This window comes from Cohnella baijiui (genome assembly GCF_020731285.1).
GTDB lineage: Bacteria > Bacillota > Bacilli > Paenibacillales > Paenibacillaceae > Cohnella.
The window spans coordinates 1-18,168 of the sequence record NZ_JAJFOW010000034.1 but is presented as its reverse complement, the minus strand read 5'-3'; the positions used below and the strand labels follow the sequence as shown (position 1 = coordinate 18,168).

The 18,168-nt window shown below is 62.8% G+C and carries 15 protein-coding genes and 1 pseudogene; 14 read left to right on the top strand and 2 right to left on the bottom strand.

Annotated elements, in window-relative coordinates; translation table 11 throughout:
• Positions 1–24 precede the first annotated feature (24 nt).
• Complete coding sequence (locus LKX83_RS24010; protein WP_227885370.1) at positions 25–879, top strand: nucleotidyltransferase domain-containing protein; 855 nt, start codon at positions 25–27, stop codon at positions 877–879.
• A 236-nt stretch (positions 880–1,115) separates the two neighbouring features.
• Complete coding sequence (locus LKX83_RS24005) at positions 1,116–4,826, top strand: glycosyltransferase family 39 protein (RefSeq protein WP_227885369.1); 3,711 nt, start codon at positions 1,116–1,118, stop codon at positions 4,824–4,826.
• Between the two features lie 25 nt (positions 4,827–4,851).
• On the opposite strand, the pseudogene LKX83_RS24000 reads toward LKX83_RS24005, so the two are convergent.
• A pseudogene (locus tag LKX83_RS24000) lies at positions 4,852–5,814 on the bottom strand (D-2-hydroxyacid dehydrogenase).
• Between the two features lie 257 nt (positions 5,815–6,071).
• Between LKX83_RS24000 and LKX83_RS23995 the strand changes: the two are divergent.
• The 7 genes from LKX83_RS23995 (at position 6,072) to LKX83_RS23965 (ending at position 10,993) form a co-directional block, all read left to right on the top strand.
• On the top strand, positions 6,072–6,284 hold the full coding sequence (locus LKX83_RS23995) for a cysteine-rich CWC family protein (RefSeq protein ID WP_227885368.1): 213 nt from the start codon (positions 6,072–6,074) through the stop codon (positions 6,282–6,284).
• A gap of 61 nt (positions 6,285–6,345) precedes the next feature.
• Positions 6,346–7,365 (top strand): NAD-dependent epimerase/dehydratase family protein, encoded by a 1,020-nt coding sequence (locus LKX83_RS23990; RefSeq protein ID WP_227885367.1) that lies wholly within the window; start codon positions 6,346–6,348, stop codon positions 7,363–7,365.
• Positions 7,366–7,676: 311 nt separating this feature from the next.
• Positions 7,677–8,114: a DUF4362 domain-containing protein gene (locus LKX83_RS23985; RefSeq protein WP_227885366.1), complete on the top strand. Its 438-nt coding sequence runs from the start codon at positions 7,677–7,679 to the stop codon at positions 8,112–8,114.
• Positions 8,087–8,710, top strand: a complete 624-nt coding sequence (locus LKX83_RS23980) for a hypothetical protein (protein ID WP_227885365.1) — start codon at positions 8,087–8,089, stop codon at positions 8,708–8,710. The genes LKX83_RS23985 and LKX83_RS23980 overlap by 28 nt, the downstream gene beginning before the upstream one ends.
• A 284-nt stretch (positions 8,711–8,994) precedes the next feature.
• On the top strand, positions 8,995–9,750 hold the full coding sequence (locus LKX83_RS23975; protein WP_227885364.1) for an MBL fold metallo-hydrolase: 756 nt from the start codon (positions 8,995–8,997) through the stop codon (positions 9,748–9,750).
• Positions 9,731–10,321, top strand: a complete 591-nt coding sequence (locus tag LKX83_RS23970; RefSeq protein WP_227885363.1) for a TetR/AcrR family transcriptional regulator — start codon at positions 9,731–9,733, stop codon at positions 10,319–10,321. The genes LKX83_RS23975 and LKX83_RS23970 overlap by 20 nt, the downstream gene beginning before the upstream one ends.
• A gap of 90 nt (positions 10,322–10,411) precedes the next feature.
• The gene (locus tag LKX83_RS23965; RefSeq protein WP_227885362.1) at positions 10,412–10,993 is read left to right on the top strand and encodes a permease; all 582 of its coding nucleotides are present in this window, start codon (positions 10,412–10,414) and stop codon (positions 10,991–10,993) included.
• A 126-nt stretch (positions 10,994–11,119) separates the two neighbouring features.
• On the opposite strand, the gene map is transcribed toward LKX83_RS23965, so the two are convergent.
• Positions 11,120–11,872: a type I methionyl aminopeptidase gene (map, locus tag LKX83_RS23960; RefSeq protein ID WP_227885361.1), complete on the bottom strand. Its 753-nt coding sequence runs from the start codon at positions 11,870–11,872 to the stop codon at positions 11,120–11,122.
• A 262-nt stretch (positions 11,873–12,134) separates the two neighbouring features.
• Here map and LKX83_RS23955 point away from each other — a divergent pair, with 262 nt between their 5' ends.
• The 5 genes from LKX83_RS23955 to LKX83_RS23935 all read left to right on the top strand — a co-directional run.
• Positions 12,135–12,809: an HAD family hydrolase gene (locus LKX83_RS23955; RefSeq protein WP_227885360.1), complete on the top strand. Its 675-nt coding sequence runs from the start codon at positions 12,135–12,137 to the stop codon at positions 12,807–12,809.
• 156 nt (positions 12,810–12,965) lie between these two features.
• On the top strand, positions 12,966–14,063 hold the full coding sequence (locus LKX83_RS23950; protein ID WP_227885359.1) for a GntR family transcriptional regulator: 1,098 nt from the start codon (positions 12,966–12,968) through the stop codon (positions 14,061–14,063).
• 231 nt (positions 14,064–14,294) lie between these two features.
• Positions 14,295–15,023, top strand: a complete 729-nt coding sequence (araD, locus tag LKX83_RS23945) for an L-ribulose-5-phosphate 4-epimerase (RefSeq protein ID WP_304518348.1) — start codon at positions 14,295–14,297, stop codon at positions 15,021–15,023.
• Between the two features lie 66 nt (positions 15,024–15,089).
• Positions 15,090–16,763 (top strand): ribulokinase, encoded by a 1,674-nt coding sequence (locus tag LKX83_RS23940; RefSeq protein WP_227885358.1) that lies wholly within the window; start codon positions 15,090–15,092, stop codon positions 16,761–16,763.
• Positions 16,764–17,190: 427 nt separating this feature from the next.
• A partial coding sequence (locus tag LKX83_RS23935) for a transposase (RefSeq protein ID WP_227885357.1) occupies positions 17,191–18,168 on the top strand: 978 nt, incomplete at its 3' end.

Here is an 18,168-nt window from a genome sequence, read left to right as displayed (position 1 = left end):
TAAAGAGAATGTGGGTGAACGAAGATGGCGGACCATCGGGATGTAGAGAAGATCATAGACCGCATCGTGCAGGGGCTGACGGCGGTTCGGGGCGTGCGCGCGATCGTGCTCGGCGGCTCCAGGGCCAAAGGGACGCATCGGCCCGAATCGGATCTCGATATCGGCATTTACTACAGCCCGGACGAAGGACTGGATCTGGAAGCGCTGGGCCGGCTGGCTTCCGCGCTGGACGACGGGGGAAGGGGGGACCTAATTACCCCTATCGGAGAATGGGGACCGTGGATTAACGGCGGCGGGTGGCTGCATATTGGCGGCCTTCCGGTCGACTTCCTCTACCGGGACCTCTCCCGGGTGGAGCGCGTCATTGCGGACTGCACGCGCGGCGAAGTCACGATCGACTATCAGCCGGGGCATCCACACGGATTCGTGAATACGATCTATATGGCGGAGATCGCCTCCTGCCGCCCGCTGTGGGATCCGGACGGGACCGTCGACCGGTTGCAGGCGCAGACGCGACCTTATCCGCAGGCGCTGCGGGACGGCGTGATCGGGAAGTTCGGCTGGGAAGCATCCTTCTCGGCCGCCAACGCGCGCAAGGCCGTCGGCAAGCTGGACGCGAACTACGTCGCGGGCTGCTGCTTCCGCGCCGTCGCCTGTCTCAACCAGACGCTGTTCGCCCTGAACGGCAAGTACTTGATGAACGAGAAGGGCGCCGTCAGCGAAGCGCAGTCGCTCCCGCTCGCGCTTCCGCATTTCCGGTCGTCGGTCGACGGCATCTTCGCCAGCCTCTCTCCCGACGCGGAGGGACTGGCGGATGCGGTCGGGGCGCTGGAGCGGCTGATCAACGAGGTAGAGGCGTTAATCGAGGCGAATCGGTAGACATGTCATAGGAAGGCCTGAGGACTCCGACGACGGAGTCCTTTTGCTTTTCGTCCGGGTTCCGAGAGCGAACCCTCTGCCAAATGGCCACCGTCCGCCCAAAAGAGGAAAATTCGCCGCGGGCGTCGAAAAAGAATGAATCTCAAACCATTCATAGATCCCAGCCGGAATGCCCCTTAATGAGCCTATCGTTCGGGGGCATTCCTGTGCGGCGTCGATTATCGGAAGGTGCCATGATGAAAAGAGGCTTCGCGCTCGTATGGACGCTGCTCCTATTTTTCTTGTTCGCGTCGGCGGCCCAAGGGCAGGCGGCGGACAATCTCATCCGCAACGGCGGCGCAGAAGAGGCGAACGGGAGCGAGCCCGCGCCCTGGACGAGAGAGACGTACGCGCAGAGTATCGGCGCGGAGACGAGCTCGCTGACGCTGGGCTCCGACGGCGGCCATAGCGGCAGCGGCTATTTGCGCATCGCGAGCCCCGAGCCCAACGACGCCAGATGGGTGCAGACGGTGGCGGTCGAGCCCGATACCGTCTACCGGCTGTCGGCATGGGTGCGCGCGTCGGGCGCCGATCCCGCCCGGACGGGGGCGAATGTCTCCGTGTTGGGGATCGGGAACACGTCGGCCGACGTGAAGGATACGGCCGGCCAATGGGTGCCGCTCGAAATGTACGGGCGCACCGGTCCGGACCAACGCGAGATCGCAGTCGCGGTGCGGCTCGGCGGCTACGGCAACCTGAACGCGGGGACCGCCGACTTCGACGACGTCGCGCTCGAAGCGGTGGAAGCGCCGCCGGCCGGCGCGACCGTGCTGTCGCTGACGCCGGCGGAGCTGCCTCCGGCGGGAACCGGCGGCGGCTCCCCGTCGCATGCGCCTTACGTCGTCGCGATGTTCGCGCTCGCCGTCGGCTACGCGCTAATCGCCTGGCGGGCGGTCGCCGCCCTGCGCCGGCCGGAAGGCCGCCTGCAGGGAACGGACGCCCGCAACGCGCTGCGCCTTGCGCTGCCGCTCTTCGCTGCCGCTCTGGCGCTGCGCGTGCTATGCGCGCCCCTTCTCGCGGGCCACCCCATCGACATCCTCGACTTTTATGCCTGGGCCAATCATGCCTACGAGGCGGGTTTGCCCGGCTTTTACACCGCCGATATGTTCGTGGACTACCCGCCCGGGTATATTTACATCCTGTACGTCATCGGCCTGCTACAGCACGTCTTCGAGCTCGAGTACCTGTCGCGCGCTTCGCTTATTCTCCTGAAACTGCCGTCCATCGTCGCCGATTTGCTGGCCGCCGCGATCGTGTACAAGCTGGCGTATAAGCACGCCGGCGCCCGCGCCGCCCTCCTGCTGGCGCCGCTGTATCTGTTCAATCCGATGGTGTTCCAAAACTCGGTCGTCTGGGGACAGATCGACTCCGTCTTCACGCTTTTCGTCCTCCTGACCGTCTGGCTGATCGCGGACAACAAGCGGGCGCGCGCCGCGGCCTGTCTCGTGATCGCGATCCTGATCAAGCCTCAGGCCGTCGTCCTCATTCCCGTCGTTCTCCTCGCCCTCTGGCAGCGGAAAGAAGTCAAGACCTGGGCGCGTTCCGTCCTCTACGGCGCGGCCGCCTTCGTCCTGCTCGTTCTGCCCTTCTCGATCGGACAGGAGCCGCTCTGGATCGTCCGGCGTTACCTGGCGATGTTCGAGAGCTACCCCTACGCGACGTTGAACGCGGCCAATCTGTACGGCTTGCTCGGGCTGAACGCCGCCCGGATGACGGGCGCGCTGACGTTCTGGAGCTATCTGTTCGTCGCGCTCGTCGTGGCCCTGCTTGCGGTCCTCGCCTACCGGTACCGGCAGCGGCCGCTCTCGCACTATGTTTATCTTGCCTTCTTGGCGAACGTGCTCATCTTCGCCCTGAAGACGAATATGCACGAACGCTACGGCTATCCCGCCGTCGTCCTCGCGCTGGCGGCTTATGCGCTGCTGAAGGACCGGAGGATGCTTTGGATGTTTTTCGCGCTCACGTTTACCCACTTCGGCGACGTCGCATACGTCTTCAAGTTCAGCCTGGACCAACAGTATTACCTGGCTGCGAAGGACGGTTGGTTCCGTTTCCTCTCGCTGTGCAATCTCGTCATCGCGGGCTACGCGGTCTACGTCGGCTGGACGCCGGCGAAGGCTGCCGCGCTGGCGCCGGCAAAGCCGCAGGACGCTTCCCGGAGCGGCAAGTCCGCTGCGCGGCCGGGCACTCGCGGCGCGGCCTCCGCGGAAACCGACTTCCGCGAGGAAATGGCGCGGCACGGGGACCGGCGCCTGCAGCGGATCGACCGACTTCTCGTCACCGGACTGACGGCGGTATATGCGATCCTGGCGCTAATCAACCTGGGAACGTGGAAAAACCCGGACACCGCCTGGCAGCCGAAAGCAGCCGGAAGCGCCGTCGTTTTCGACTTCGGGCAGCCTGTAACCGTCGGCAGCGTCCTCTGGTACGGGGGGATCGGCGACGGTGCGTTCGAGCTGTCGCAGTCGACGGACGGGCAAAACTGGACACCCGCGCTGCAGTTCGAGATGAACGGCGGCACCATCTTCCAGTGGAAGGAGCAGCAGGCCGCTTTCACGGCGCGTTACGCGCGGCTTTCCGCCACCAAGCCCGGCGCGACGCTCTACGAGCTCGCGTTCCGGGACGAGCGGCGGCAGCCGCTGGCGACTGCCGCTACGGATCCGTCGGAAGGCAGCCGCCTCGTGGACGAGCCCGGCTCCGTGCCCGCCAAACCGTCCTATTTGAACAGCATGTACTTCGACGAAATTTATCACGCGCGAACCGCATACGAATTTCTGCATCACATCGAGCCGTACGAAACAACCCACCCGCCGCTCGGCAAAGTGCTCATCTCGCTCGGTGTCGCCGTGTTCGGCATGAATCCGTTCGGCTGGCGCATCGTCGGCACGCTGTTCGGGATCGCCATGATCCCGCTGATGTACTTGTTCGCCAAGCGGCTGTTCGGCAAGACCGAATATGCCTTCCTGGCCGCGTTCCTGATCGCGTTCGATTTCATGCATTTCACGCAAACGCGCATCGCCACGATCGACGTGTACGGCGTGTTCTTCATCCTGATGATGTACTTCTATATGTACAAGTTCTACGTCCGGAGCTTGAGTGGCGCGTCGTTCCGCGCTTGCGCGATGCCGCTGGGGCTGGCGGGGTTGATGTTCGGGATCGGAGCAGCGTCCAAGTGGATCGACATCTACGCCGGGGCGGGCTTGGCCGTCATCCTGGCGATCGCGCTTTTCCGGCGCTTCAAGGAGACGAAGTACGTGCGGCAGATCGTCGGCTGGTGCTGCTTGGCGTTTTTGCTGGTGCCCGCGGTCATCTACACGCTCAGCTACATCCCGTTCTTCCTCGTGCCGGGGCCGGGCCACGACCTGCACGGCATGCTGAGCTATCAGAAGTTCATGTACAACTACCACAGCCACCTCGTCGCGACGCACCCGTTCGCCTCCAGCTGGTGGGAGTGGCCGCTGATCGTGAAGCCGATCTGGTACTACGCGGGATCGGTGGCGGCGGGCTACGTGTCGAGCATCTCGGCGCTGGGCAATCCGGCTGTCTGGTGGGTCGGATCCGCGGCCGCGCTCGTCGCGATCGGCGTCCGTCTGCGCAAGCCGGATCCGATGCTCACGTTCCTGCTCATCGGCCTGGCGGCGGAGTATTTGCCGTGGGTGGGCGTCCAACGGCTGACGTTCATCTATCATTTCTTTGCGAGCGTACCGTTCCTCATTCTGCTTACCGTCTACCTGATCAAGCTCGGACGCGAGCGTCGTCAACTGTCGCGCTTCGCCGTATACGTCTATATGGGCGTCGTTCTCGGGCTGTTCGCACTCTTCTATCCGATCCTGTCGGGCGCGACGGTGAAGCAAACGTATGTAGCGCATGCGCTACAATGGTTCTCCTCCTGGTACTTCGGCGCGTAAGCGCGAGGAGACGCCGCCGGGCGCGTCAGCGGCCGACGACGTTCGCGGGCGCGCCTGCGAGAAAACGCGCGACGTTGCTCGTCGCGGTCAGCAGCAGACGGCTGCGCGCTTCGAACGACGTCCAGGCGATGTGAGGCGTCAAGATGCAGTTGGGCGCTCCGACGAGCGGGTGATCGGGCGGTGGCGGCTCCTGCGACAGCACGTCGAGCGCCGCTCCGCCGATCGCGCCCGTACGCAGCGCTTCGGCCAGGTCCCGCTCGGCGACGAGCTTGCCTCGCGCGGTGTTGATCAAGTAGGCGCCCGGCTTCATGAGCGAGAGCGTGTCGCGGTTGATCAACCGCTCGGTCTACGGCGTAAGCGGGCAATGAAGGCTGACGACATCCGCCTCGCGGAGCAGCGTCTGCAGGTCGGCGCGGCGCGCGAACGGCGGATCTCCCGGCTGCGGCTCCACGCTGCGGCCCGACGCGAGGACGCGCATGCCGAACGCGTCGGCCAGCGCGGCGGTGCGGGCGCCGATGCGGCCCATGCCGACGATGCCGAGCGTCTTGCCGGCGAGCTCCGTCTGCGGCGTGCGCCAGTAGCAGAAGTCCGCGCTGGCCGCCCATTCGCCGCGATGCGCCGAGTCGCTGTGCAGGCCGGTCCGGTGGCACAGCTCCAACAGCAGGGCGAAAACGAACTGCGCGACGGAGTCCGTTCCGTAATCCGGCACGTTCGTCACGACGATGCCCCGTTCGGCGGCGGCACGGACATCTACGACGTCGTAGCCGGTCGCCAGCACGCCGATATAGCGTAGCTCGGGCAGCTGCGCCAATACGTCCGCCCGCAGCGGCGTCTTGTTCGTGAGCACGAGCGAAGCGCCTGCCGCGCGGCGGACGATTTGTTCGGGGGACGTCCGGCCGTATACCGTGAGCGAGCCGAGCGCCTCAAGACCTTCCCAGCCGAGGTCGCCGGGATTGAGCGTATGACCGTCCAAAATGACGATATTCATCGCTTTGCAGGAAGCCTCCTTATCGATCCCCTCGTCCTCCCGGAGGAGGCGCGGCGGATCGGCTTTTCCCCATTCTAGTCGAAGGGAGAAGAGGAGGACAACCGCTAATGGCCTTGCTCGCCGTCGGGCGTATCGCGGGCCGGGTTTCAGACGTTTACCTTATGTTCGGATTTGCCGGGACGACGCGCGGGGGAGGAACTATTTTCCTGGATTCTCGTCTAATTGTAGACGATGGAACGCGGGGAGGAGATGACCTATTGAACGAAAACATCGATCCCGCGATCTGTCCGGTCTGCGGAGGGGATAATGGCTGCGCCCTGCTGGCCGGCCGACCGATCGAGACGTGCTGGTGCATGCGCACGCGAGTTCCCAAGGAATTGCTCGCCGCGATTCCGGACGAGCGACGGGGCAAAGCCTGCGTCTGCCAAGCCTGCGCCACCCGCGGCGCGGCCCCAAAGCCGAACGGCTGAACTGCGGCGCCCGGCGAACCGAACGCATAACGGATACGATCCGAAGAAGGAGAGGGCGACGATGAAGCTGCTAGTGCTCGGAGGAACGAAATTTCTGGGGTACCACTTGGTTCAAGCCGCGCTGGCGAGCGGGCACGAAGTGACGATTTTCCATCGCGGACAGTCGGAGGCGGCACCGCTGCCGGCGGGCGTCGAGCGGCTTCTGGGCGATCGGGACGGCCGGTTGGGCGCACTCGCGGGCAGACGGTGGGACGCCGTCATCGATTGCTCCGGCTACGTGCCGCGAATCGTCCGCCAATCGGCGGAGCTGCTGCGGGACGCGGTGGACCGCTATGTTTTCATCTCCAGCGTTTCGGCTTACGCCGATCTGAGCCGGCCGGGCGCCAATGAGGACTGGCCTCTCGCTCAGTTGGACGATCCCGCTGCCGAGGACGTCAGCCAGCATTACGGAGCATTGAAGGCGGCCTGCGAAGCGGCGATCGAAGAGACCATGCCCGATCGGACGCTCGTCGTGCGGCCGGGCTTGATCGTCGGTCCGTTGGACCCGACCGACCGGTTCACCTACTGGCCGAGCCGCATTCGCCAGGGGGGCGAGGTGCTGGCGCCGGGCAAGCCGGACGCGCAAGTCCAGTTCATCGACGTGCGCGATCTGGCCGCATGGATTGTGCGGATGACCGAAGAACGGCGGACCGGCACGTTTAACGCGACCGGGCCGGAGCGGCGGCTAGGCATGCAGGAATTTTTAGCGCTTTGCGCGGAGACGTTGAATGCCGATGCCCGTCTCGCCTGGCTGGACGACGAGGCGCTGCTCGCGCAAGGCGCCGGCCCTTGGATCGAAATCCCGCTCTGGATTCCCGGTACGGGCGAGACGTCGGACGTGGCCCATCTGATGTCGATCGGGATCGAACGCGCGCTGGGCGAGGGGCTTTCGTTCCGGCCGCTCGCGGAGACGGTCCGGGATACGGCGGATTGGGACGCTACGCGGGGAACGGATGCGGGACGCCGGGCCGGCATGTCGCGCGAGCGGGAACGGGAGCTGCTGCGGAAGGCGGGCGCAGGCTCGTCCGCGGAAGCAGAATAGCAGCCGTAGCCGGCACGCCGGTGTCGGCACGCCAAAAGACCGGTCCGAGCGCGCGGAGCGCGCTGGATCGGTCTGCTCGCCGCCCGCGAAGATGGCGACGTCCGGCAGGTAAAGGTCTGCGGCCGTCTGATAGATCTGAATGACAAGGGATGTCTTGTCCCCGATCTTGTGCCTGAACGTTTTCACGTGCGAGCGGATTACCCGGATCCCTCCTTCGGGGATGAGCCGTTCGTTGCAGAATAGGAAGGGCGTACAAGCCGCGTCGCGGCGTTCGGCCTCCATTTCGCATTCCAAGAGAAGGCGGTGGGTAGATGGTTCATGTACCGTGGTGGGCGATTTGGCTCAAATGGTTGTCCCTGTCGGTCGTCGTCGCGCTTCTCCTGACGGGCTGCAGCACCCGCGCGCAGGAGCGTCAAGGGGGAAACACCCTCGTCCGGTTCGACCGGCACGATCTCGCGACGGCGACGAAGTTTGTCCGCGACTACAAGCAGCATCGGGGCGGTTATTTGCTCGCGGTGGAAACATCGATCGAAGGGGCGCCCATCGTGACGGAATTGCTCGCGAGCCGCAAAGACATTTTCATTCGAACTGATTATTCCAGGGACCCGTTCGGGACGCAGCAGGCGGTCTCCTATACGTGCAAGGACGCGGACATCGTGCCGGATCGGGGCGAGAAGAAGCTCAAAGTTTCCTCCTGCGAGGGGATAGAAGGCGGGGAGACATGGCTATTCGGATTCGAAAAGCGGTAATGCTCGCGGGACTTTGTCTGCTCCTCTTGAGCGCTTGCTCGCCGGGCTGGAAAGCGGAGGAAATGCGCGTCACTCCCGTCAAGCTTTTCAAAGGTTCGGAGCGAAAGTATAGTCCTTTCCTGGGGCGGCTCAGCGGATCGGTCAAGATCCACTACCGGGGCGACAGGGACGGGATGCGGATCGAGGCGGACGTCTGGGAAGACGGGGAAAAGACGCGAACTTTTGAAATCACGAGCATGAGCAACAAGCCGGCGAACGGCAAGACGGACAAGAAGCCGAATGCCGCCGATCATGAGCTCATTTTCTCTGCCGAGCCGGTCATTGCGGAAGGCGCCGATACGAACTATGACTTTACGACGGTCGTCGTCGTAAAGGACGGCCTAAGTTCGATGAACGAGATCATTGAAGGCAGCGGCCCCTACATGGGCTCGGGCTTGATCGAACACGTCAAAGCCTTCGACGGCGATCCGGCCGGCAAGACGCCGCTGTGGGGCTTTCAATCGACGGATAGAAATGCGATGAGATCGGTCGACTTTACGCCGGAAACGTTGAAGCGCGTCCGCTTTGCGATCGTCATCAACGCGGTTGTGGAGTAGTTGTACCGAGATGTCCGCCGAAACGGGTTAACGCACCGGGATTTGGGACTTGGAGCGCCAAGATGTCCGTCGATACGGGATAACGCAGCGAGATTTGGGGTTCGAAGCGCCGAGATCACCGCCAAAATCGGATAACGCCTCGGCAATCGGGGGATACTGGAGACGGAAGAGGATGCCGCAACAAAATGAGGCTCCTTTTTTTTATTTTTCCGCTTGCAAAAACTAATGTTATTAGTTATTATAAAACTAACGAGATTAGTTAACGAAAAAAAGGAGCGATTGCGATGCGCGTCATCCAAAAGCAAACGATATATCAAGTTACCTTCATGCCCCGCTTTTTCCCGGTCAATGCCTATTTGGTCGAGGAGCCGGACAGCCTGACGCTCATCGACACCGCGATGCCGTTCGGCGTGAAAGGCATCCTGAAAGCCGCCGAACGAATCGGCAAGCCGATCGCGCGAATCGTGCTGACGCACGCGCACAGCGATCACATCGGCGGGCTGGACGCGCTGAAGGCGGCGCTGCCGGACGCGAAGGTGTACATCTCGGCGCGCGACGCCAGGCTGCTGAAGGGCGACGGCTCGCTCGAGCCGAGCGAGCCGTCCGCTCCCGTTCGCGGCGGCGTGCCGAAGCCCGGCGCGATCCGCACCGAGCCGGACGTGCTGCTGCAGGACGGCGACCGGATCGGATCGCTGCTCGCGGTCGCGACTCCCGGGCATACGCCGGGACACATGGCCTTCCTCGATACGCGCAATCAGGCGCTTATCGCCGGCGACGCGCTCCAGACGCGCGGGGGGATGGCCGTTTCCGGCCACATGAAGCCGCTATTCCCCTTCCCCGCGATGGCGACCTGGAGCGCGGAAGTCGCGCTGGCTTCCGCCCGCAAGCTGCGCGCGCTAAACCCGTCCCTGCTCGCCGTCGGCCACGGCAACATGGTAGAACGCCCGCAGGAGCGTCTCGATGCAGCCATCGCCGCCGCGGAACGCAAGCTGAATACGCACCCCGAAAGGAACGATATCCATGCCAAGAATCGGACTTGATCTGCCGACCGTCGTACGCGCCGCCGCCGAGCTGGCCGACGCCCAAGGGCTGGAAGCCGTCACCCTCGCCTCCCTCGCCCAAAAGCTGCAAATTCGCTCGCCCTCGCTTTACAACCACGTGAACGGCCTGCCGGACCTGCGGCGCCAAATGGCGCTGTCCGGGCTGACGCAAATGACGGAGCTGTTCGAACGGGCCATCGAGGGGCAGACCGGGGATGACTCGGTCCGGGCGTTCAGCTATGCCTATCTCGCCTTTGCCAGGGCGCATCCCGGCTTGTACGAAGCGATCCAGCGGGCGCCCGAGCCGGACGACGAGCAGTTGAAGGAAGCTGGCGGGCGCGTCGTGCAGATGACGGTCATCGCTCTCGAAAGCTACGGGCTGAAGGGTGACGCCGCGCTTCACGCGGTCCGCGGGATCCGCAGCGTGCTGCATGGATTCGTTTCGCTGGAACGGCAGGGAGGATTCGGTCTGAAGCTGGATTTGGACGTAACCTTTCGTCTGTTGGTGGATACGTTTCTGGAAGGCGTAAAAGCGATGCAAGCCAAAGCGGAGGAGGCGCAAACGAGATGAGCTTTATCTTGTTCGTTCTGTTGTTCGCCGTGGGATGCGGCATGTTGGACGCGCGGGTTCGCGCCCGATTGAAGAGAGGAGCGTAAAGCGATGTTTGCAGGACATTTCGGATTGGCGGCCGCGGTAAAAGCCCGGTCGCCCGAGGTGCCATTGTGGGCCCTCATGGTGAGCACGCAGCTTTTGGATATCATTTTCGCGCCTTTGTACTTGTCTGGGGTGGAGACGTTGGAGCCGGTCGGGGAAACTTTCTCCTATGGAGGAAACATCATCCACGCGGATTACACGCACGCGCTGCTAAGCGCGCTGCTGATCTCCGCCATAGCGGGGTGGCTGGCCATGCGGCGGTGGGGCAAACGCGGCGGAATCGCGATCGGCGCCACGGTCATGAGCCATTGGGTGCTCGATCTGCTCGTGCATCGCGCCGACATGCCGATCCTGCCCGGGAACTGGGGGGATTTGCCGCTGCTCGGGTTCGGGCTCTGGCGCTATCCCGTTGTTGCCAGCGCGATGGAGGTGCTTCTCATCGCCGTCGGACTTCTCCTGTATATCGGTTCGCTGTACCGGGAAAAAAGGTCGCCCGCCGCCTCTTCCCGCGGAATCTATGCGGCCGGCGGCGTGATGGGCGCGCTGCTCGTCCTGTCGCTCGTCTCGGACTGGCTGGGCGTCGGTTAAGATTTAGCGAGCAATCCGGCATGCTGCAAGCCGTCCTTTTCCGTCAGGAGGGGACGGCTTGCACGTTCTAATTCGCATTCGCATTCACAATCGCAGGCCGGCTGCCGGTCTCCGTCCCTGCGCGGCTCAATCGTCATGGGCGGTCAAAATGACCGGGCCGTCCTTGGTGATCGCGATCGTATGCTCGAATTGGGCGGACAGCTTGCCGTCCGCGGTGCGGGCCGTCCATCCGTCGTCGTCGATCGTCATCTGCCACGTGCCCGCGTTGATCATCGGCTCGATCGTGATGACCATGCCCTCCTTGAAGCGAAAGCCTTTGCCCGGCGTTCCGACATGGATAAAGTTGGGCTCTTCGTGAAGCTTGCGGCCGATCCCGTGCGCCATCAGCTCTCGAACGCAGGAATACCCGTGCGACTCGGCGTGCTGCTGGAGCGAATGCATCGCGTCGCCGACCCGGTTGCCGACGACGGCGTGCTTGATGCCGATGTCGAGGCATTCTTTGGTCACGCGCATCAGCTTCGCCGCCTCCGGCGACAGCTCCCCGACACCGTAGCACCAAGCGGAGTCGCCCAGCCATCCGTCCAGCTCGGCGACGATATCGATCTTGACCAGATCCCCGCTCTTCAGCGGCGTCCGGTTCGGAAAGCCGTGCGCGATAACGTCGTTCACCGAGGCGCAGGTCGCGTAACGATAGCCGTTATACCCTTTGGTGAAAGCTCTGGCGCCGTGGCGGGCCAGCACGTCCTCCACCAGCTCCTCGATGTCCCAAGTGGTGACGCCCGGGCGAATGACTTTCGCGATCTCCTTGTGGCAAGCGGCCACGACCGCGCCGGCCGCTTTCATCTGTTCGATTTCGCCCGGGGACTTTAACGTGATCATTTCGTTTCGCTCCTTTCCGGTAGGGCCAACATACTCCTTTTCGCAGCCGCAAGTCAACGGAACGCGCGACCGCCGCGCGGCGATCTGCCGTCTTCCCATCCTATTCATGGCTTCCGCCAGGTGCGATTGCGGGATGCAATCGTCAAGCAGCGGATCGATGGTTCGTCGCTTGCGCAGGAATGAGGGGGCGGGGCGGAGAAGAAGAAGAGGCGGCGCGTAAGTCGCGTCCGCCTATGACAGATCGGGATTGGAGTGGGCGAGATTGATCAAAGCGGTCGTATTCGATTTCGACGGAACGATTATGGACACGGAGACGGTGGCTTACGAAGCGTTTCGCAACGTCTTTCGCAAGCACGATCTAGAGTTGCCGCTGGCGCTGTGGGCGGAGGCGATCGGCACGATGCACGGTCCGTTCGACCCCTATCGGGAGCTGGAGGCGGGGACGGGCCGTCCCGTCGACCGCAAGGCGATCGACGAGATGTTCAACGATTATTATTACGGGGCGGTGCATCACGTGCCGCTGCTGCCAGGCGTCCTGGACGCGCTAGAAGAGGCCAAGAGGCTCGGCTTGAAGGTCGGGCTGGCGACGAGCTCCTACCGGAAATGGATCGAGCCGCATCTGCAGCGCTTCGGCCTGCTGCCGTATTTCGATGCGATCCATACCGCCGACGACGTGGAGCGGGTGAAGCCGGATCCGGCGCTGTACAAGCGCGCGCTCGTCTCGTTCGGCCTCGAGGGCAGTCAAGCTGTCGCGATCGAGGACTCGCTGAACGGCCTCCGGGCGGCCAAGGGCGCCGGTCTCTACGGCGTCGTTGTGCCTAATCCGATGACGGCGAACATGGACTTCTCCGAGGCGGACCTCGTCGTCCCGTCGCTGGACGGCCAGAAGCTGGACGCGATCCTCGCGCACCTGCAATCGCCGGGAAGCGCACGATAAAGGAAAGGAACGGGAAGGCTGTCCCCATCGGACGTCTTCCCTTTTTTTCATGCGTTCACGCTCATGCCAGAGCGGCTCGGACTCGAATGTACGTACAAGTTGCATGGTATGGTATAATGGTCATTACAGCCAATACCTTCGCATGAGGTGAACGGATTGAACGCGCAGTCCCCCAAATATTTGCAATTAAAAGAAGAACTCGTATCCTGGATCGCCGGGGGACGGTACCTGCCGGGCGACAAGCTGCCTTCGGAGAACGAGCTGTCCGAGCAATTCGGCCTGAGCCGGCAGACCGTCCGCCAATCGATCGGCGAGCTGGTACAGGAGGGATGGCTCAACCGCGAGCAGGGCAAAGGGACGTTCGTGTCGCGGCAGCCGGCCGAGCGGCGTTCCGCAGGCGTCAGTAAAACAATCGGGCTCGTCACGACCTATATCTCGGACTACATTTTCCCGTCCATCGTGCGCGGAGCCGAGGCCGCCCTCAAAGCGAGGGGCTACCGCCTGCTCTTATCCAGCACGGACAACCGCAAGGACCGGGAGCGCGAAAGCCTGGAGACGATGCTGACGCAGGGCGTAAGCGGCCTGATCGTCGAACCGACGAAAAGCGCGGAAGGCAACCCGAACTTCGAAGCCTATATGGCGCTGGAATATCACGGCATCCCGATGATCATGATCAACGAGCAGTATCCGGACTTGGACTGGCCTTGCGTAAAGCTGGACGACGCGGCGGGCGGGCGCCTCGCGGCGGAGCATCTGATCGCCCTGGGCCACCGCCGGATCGCGGGCTTCTTCAAGGCCGACGATATGCAAGGCGTGCAGCGGATGAAAGGCTTTTTGCAAGCCCACCGGGACCGGCAGCTTACCGTGCCCCCGGAGCTGCTCGTGCGCTATGCGACCGAGGACAAGATCGGCAGGCCCGGGGAAGCGCTCCGCCAGCTGCTCTCCGACGCCGAGCCGCCGACGGCGATCGTTTGCTACAACGACGAGCTCGCGGTGGCGCTGCTGGATGTCGTTCGAGAGGCGGGGCTGCGGGTGCCCGAAGATCTGTCGCTCACGGGCTTCGACGACTCGTTCCTGGCGACGGCGACCGAGATCAAGCTGACGACGGTGGCGCACCCGAAGGCGCAAATGGGAGAAGACGCGGTCGGCCTGCTGCTGGACCGTCTCGAGGGCCGGCGGCCTTCCCCGCGGCAGGGCAAGCTCTACGAGCCGAAACTGGTCGTGCGGGCGTCGACCGCTCCTTTGCGATCGTAGAGCACAGCCGAGCAGACCGTTGCGCTGTCCGTATTCCGAGCGTGACGCCAGGCAACGGCATTTACGCCAGAGGAGTGCCGATCCGCTTTGCGCGGGTCGGTTTTTGTTTTTTTCGCGATGTTTCATGATCGGACAACCTGTTGCTTGCGAACCTACTATCGACATACATGTACGTACAAGTGTATAATGTTCCCGTAGACCATGACGGCTCGTTTCGATGGAGGTGTATCTATGCTGGAGGCACTTAAAGAAGCGGTATGCCAGGCGAACGCGGAGCTGCCGAAGTACGGATTGGTGACGTTCACGTGGGGCAACGTCAGCGGCTTCGACCGGGAGTCGGGCTTGATGGTCATCAAGCCGAGCGGCGTCCCGTACGAAGAGCTGAGACCGGAGCAGATGGTGGTGGTCGATCCGGACGGCAACGTCGTCGAGGGCGATTTGCGCCCGTCTTCCGATACCCCGACGCATTTGGTACTGTACCGGGCGTTTCCGGGCATCGGGGGAATCGTGCACACGCATTCGCCGTGGGCGACCGTTTGGTCGCAGGCGGGTCAGGGCATTCCCGCGCTCGGAACGACGCAGGCCGATTATTTTTACGGGACGATCCCCTGCACCCGGCCGATGACGACGAAGGAAATCGAAGGCGCTTACGAGCGGGAGACGGGCCATGTGATCGTGGAGACGTTCGACGGCGTCGATCCGCTGCAGGTACCCGGCGTGCTCGTCTACAGCCATGCTCCGTTCGCGTGGGGCAAGGATGCGACGGACGCCCTGCACAACGCGGTCGTGCTGGAGGAAGTGGCCAAGATGGCGTATCATACCCGTCAGTTAAACGCGGGGATCCCCTCCATGCAGCAAGCGCTGCTGAACAAACATTACTTGCGCAAGCACGGGGCGAACGCTTATTACGGACAGCCAGGGGATCGCGGCGGCGCGCGGAGAACGGAGTCGTCCCGCTGACGGCGGGTTTCGCTCGCCAATTTGCAACCGCTCCCATTTATTATTTCATCCGCATAGGAGGATCACATGAGCCATAATTATGCCATCGGCATCGACTACGGCACCCAGTCGGGGCGCGCGGTGCTCGTCGATCTGTCGAACGGGCGGGAGATCGCCGATCACGTCACCCCGTATCCGCACGGGGTCATCGACGAGCGGCTGCCGGGCTCCGGCCGTCCCCTCGGACACGACTGGGCGCTGCAGCATCCGGACGACTACCTGGAGGTGCTGCGCCGCTCGGTGCCCGCCGTCCTGCGCGATGCCGGAATCCCGCCGGAGGAGGTCATCGGTCTCGGCATCGACTTTACGGCATGCACGATGCTGCCGATCGACGCGCAGGGCGTGCCCCTGTGCCTCACGCCACAGTGGCGGGATCACCCGCACGGCTGGGTGAAGCTGTGGAAGCACCATGCGGCGCAGGACGAGGCCGACCGGCTCAACGCGATCGCGGCCGCACGCGGAGAGAAGTTCCTACCCCGCTACGGCGGGAAAATCTCGTCCGAGTGGATGATCGCCAAGGTATGGCAAATTCTGAACGAGGCACCCGAGGTGTACGAGGCGACGGACCGGTTCACCGAAGCGACCGACTGGGTTATCTCGCAGTTGACCGGCACGCTCATCCGCAACAGCTGCACGGCCGGCTACAAGGCGATCTGGCACAAGCGCGAGGGCTACCCGAGCAGGGACTTCTTCGCCGCACTGGATCCCCGCCTCGCCGATCTGACCGCGACGAAACTGCGGGGCGACATCGCGCCGCTCGGCACGAAGGCGGGAGAGCTGACGCCGGAGATGGCGGCGCTGACCGGCCTTCGGGCAGGGACGGCGGTGGCGGTAGGCAACGTGGACGCGCATGCGGCGGTGCCGGCGGTCGGCGTCGTCTCCGAGGGCAAGCTCGTCATGGCGATGGGCACGTCGATCTGCCATATGCTGCTCGGCGCGGAGGAAGTGGAAGTCGAAGGCATGTGCGGCGTCGTCGAGGATGGCATCATCCCCGGCTATCTGGGCTACGAGGCCGGCCAGTCGGCGGTGGGCGACATCTTCGAATGGTTCGTCGAGGAGGGCGTGCCGGCGTATGTGAAGGAAGCGGCTGCGCAGGAGGGCGTGGACGTGCACCAGTGGCTGACCGAGCAGGCGTCACGGTATCGGCCGGGGCAGACGGGGCTCGTGGCGCTCGACTGGTGGAACGGCAACCGCTCCGTGCTCGTGGACACGAACTTGAGCGGCGTCATCGTCGGCTACTCGCTGCAGACGAAGCCGGAGGAAGTGTACCGGGCGCTGTTGGAGGCGACGGCGTTCGGGACGCGGACGATCATCGACGCGTTCCACGGCAGCGGTGTACCGGTGCGCGAGGTGTACGCCTGCGGCGGCCTGCCGCAGAAAAACCGGCTGTTGATGCAGATCTACGCGGACGTGACGAACCGGGAGATCAAGGTGGCGGACTCGAAGCAGACGCCGGCCGTCGGGGCGGCGATGTTCGGGGCCGTCGCGGCGGGGAGCGCGAAGGGCGGCTACGACAACGTGGTCGAGGCGGCGAAGGCGATGGCGCGGGTGCGGGAGGAGACGTTTAAGCCGATCCCGGAAAACGTCGCCGTCTACGAGCGCCTGTACGCCGAGTACCGCGCGCTGCACGACTACTTCGGCCGCGGGGCGAACGACGTCATGAAGCGGCTGAGGACGCTGAAGGACGAGGCTTCGCGGTAAGGTGCAGGAGCGACGCTTAGAGCCGTTGTGCCCGGGAGGGCGCAGCGGCTTTTTGGTGGTACGCCCAGCATGGGCGTCATCTCTACGGTGAAAGTCCGGAATGGGGGCTGGCAAGCGCCTACCATTAGCCAAGAGCAAGGGTGTCCGCCGCGAGGCGGAATCTGAAGGAAGCTGGAGGCAAACGCACGACCTGAGGTACACGAATCCAATTTGAGGCGGTTGCAGTTGGATGAGTCACCTATACATGACGAAATCTAAAGCTGCCAAGGGCTGCAGCCGTAAACTTGGGCAGGTGTGGGCGGAAAGATGACGTTCTTATCTGGGGAGGCCTGCGGGGAAAAAAAACTACGAATGTCCAATTAACTAACAGGATATTCCAAGACCTCTGTCGAAGTATTTATTAGTTCATTGACGGAGGTCCTTCTTTATGCCCTTGCCCAAAAATCGAATTGTACCCGAAAAGAAAATATACTTTCGTGCAGAGATCGAGGATTGCCCTGACTGCGGCCGTAAATTGAGACGGCACCATACCGCGTGGAAAAAGAATATTTCCACGCTCCATGGCGTCATTCAAGTGTGGAATATGGCTTACCACTGCCCTCACGAGGAGTGCGGAAACCTCACCCGCTATTTTCGTTCTGCTGAGGCAGACGCGCTCTGCATGAAACATACCTCATACGGCTTTGACGTATTGGCTCTCGTCGGAGAACTTCGATTCAAGCATCATCAAACCATTGCCGAAATCACCGAAGAGCTTACGAGACGCGGAATCGCAACATCCGTGCGCAATTCCATGCGCCTATACGAGCGCTATCTAACCCTGCTAAGGGCTTCGGTTACGGAGCAAATCCGTTTGGAGTTAGAACGTGTTGTTCAACAAAACCGAGGGATTATGCTCTCCATGGACGGCGTTCAGCCCGAGAAAGGCAATGAGACTCTTTACGTCGTTCGTGAAGTATTCAGCGGCACGATCTTGGCGGCCCAAAATTTAAAAAGCGGATCGTCTAGCGAACTTCAAGCACTTCTGCAGCCCGTAAAGGATCTCGGATTTCCGGTCATTGGTCTCGTTAGCGACGGACAGCAATCGATTCGGCTAGCTATGGCAAGCCTTTGGCCAAATGTTCCCTACCAGTACTGCCAGTATCATTACCTGAAAGACATCGCCAAGCCCGTGGTGGACGCGGATCGTAAGTTGAAAACGGGTATCAAGAAAACTCTTCGCGGCATCCGGGAAATCGAAAAACAAGTCGAAAAAGAGACCACGCCTGAAGCCGAGATCGCTAAGGATAACTTGGCAGCTGTTCGTTCGGTTTTGCTCGAGGATGGAAATCCACCTCTGGATCTGCCTGGCGTACGAATCTTCGAAAACGCTCAAGCCATTCAGCAATCGCTGGACCGAAGCTTG

Excerpts from the sequence above, each read along its gene's own strand:
- LKX83_RS24010 (WP_227885370.1), top strand. The coding sequence starts at position 25 with ATGGCGGACCATCGGGATGTAGAGAAGATCATAGACCGCATCGTGCAG.
- LKX83_RS24005 (WP_227885369.1), top strand. The coding sequence starts at position 1,116 with ATGAAAAGAGGCTTCGCGCTCGTATGGACGCTGCTCCTATTTTTCTTG.
- LKX83_RS23990 (WP_227885367.1), top strand. The coding sequence starts at position 6,346 with ATGAAGCTGCTAGTGCTCGGAGGAACGAAATTTCTGGGGTACCACTTG.
- LKX83_RS23985 (WP_227885366.1), top strand. The coding sequence starts at position 7,677 with ATGGTTCATGTACCGTGGTGGGCGATTTGGCTCAAATGGTTGTCCCTG.
- LKX83_RS23980 (WP_227885365.1), top strand. The coding sequence starts at position 8,087 with ATGGCTATTCGGATTCGAAAAGCGGTAATGCTCGCGGGACTTTGTCTG.
- LKX83_RS23975 (WP_227885364.1), top strand. The coding sequence starts at position 8,995 with ATGCGCGTCATCCAAAAGCAAACGATATATCAAGTTACCTTCATGCCC.
- LKX83_RS23970 (WP_227885363.1), top strand. The coding sequence starts at position 9,731 with ATGCCAAGAATCGGACTTGATCTGCCGACCGTCGTACGCGCCGCCGCC.
- LKX83_RS23965 (WP_227885362.1), top strand. The coding sequence starts at position 10,412 with ATGTTTGCAGGACATTTCGGATTGGCGGCCGCGGTAAAAGCCCGGTCG.
- map (WP_227885361.1), bottom strand. The coding sequence starts at position 11,872 with ATGATCACGTTAAAGTCCCCGGGCGAAATCGAACAGATGAAAGCGGCC.
- araD (WP_304518348.1), top strand. The coding sequence starts at position 14,295 with ATGCTGGAGGCACTTAAAGAAGCGGTATGCCAGGCGAACGCGGAGCTG.
- LKX83_RS23940 (WP_227885358.1), top strand. The coding sequence starts at position 15,090 with ATGAGCCATAATTATGCCATCGGCATCGACTACGGCACCCAGTCGGGG.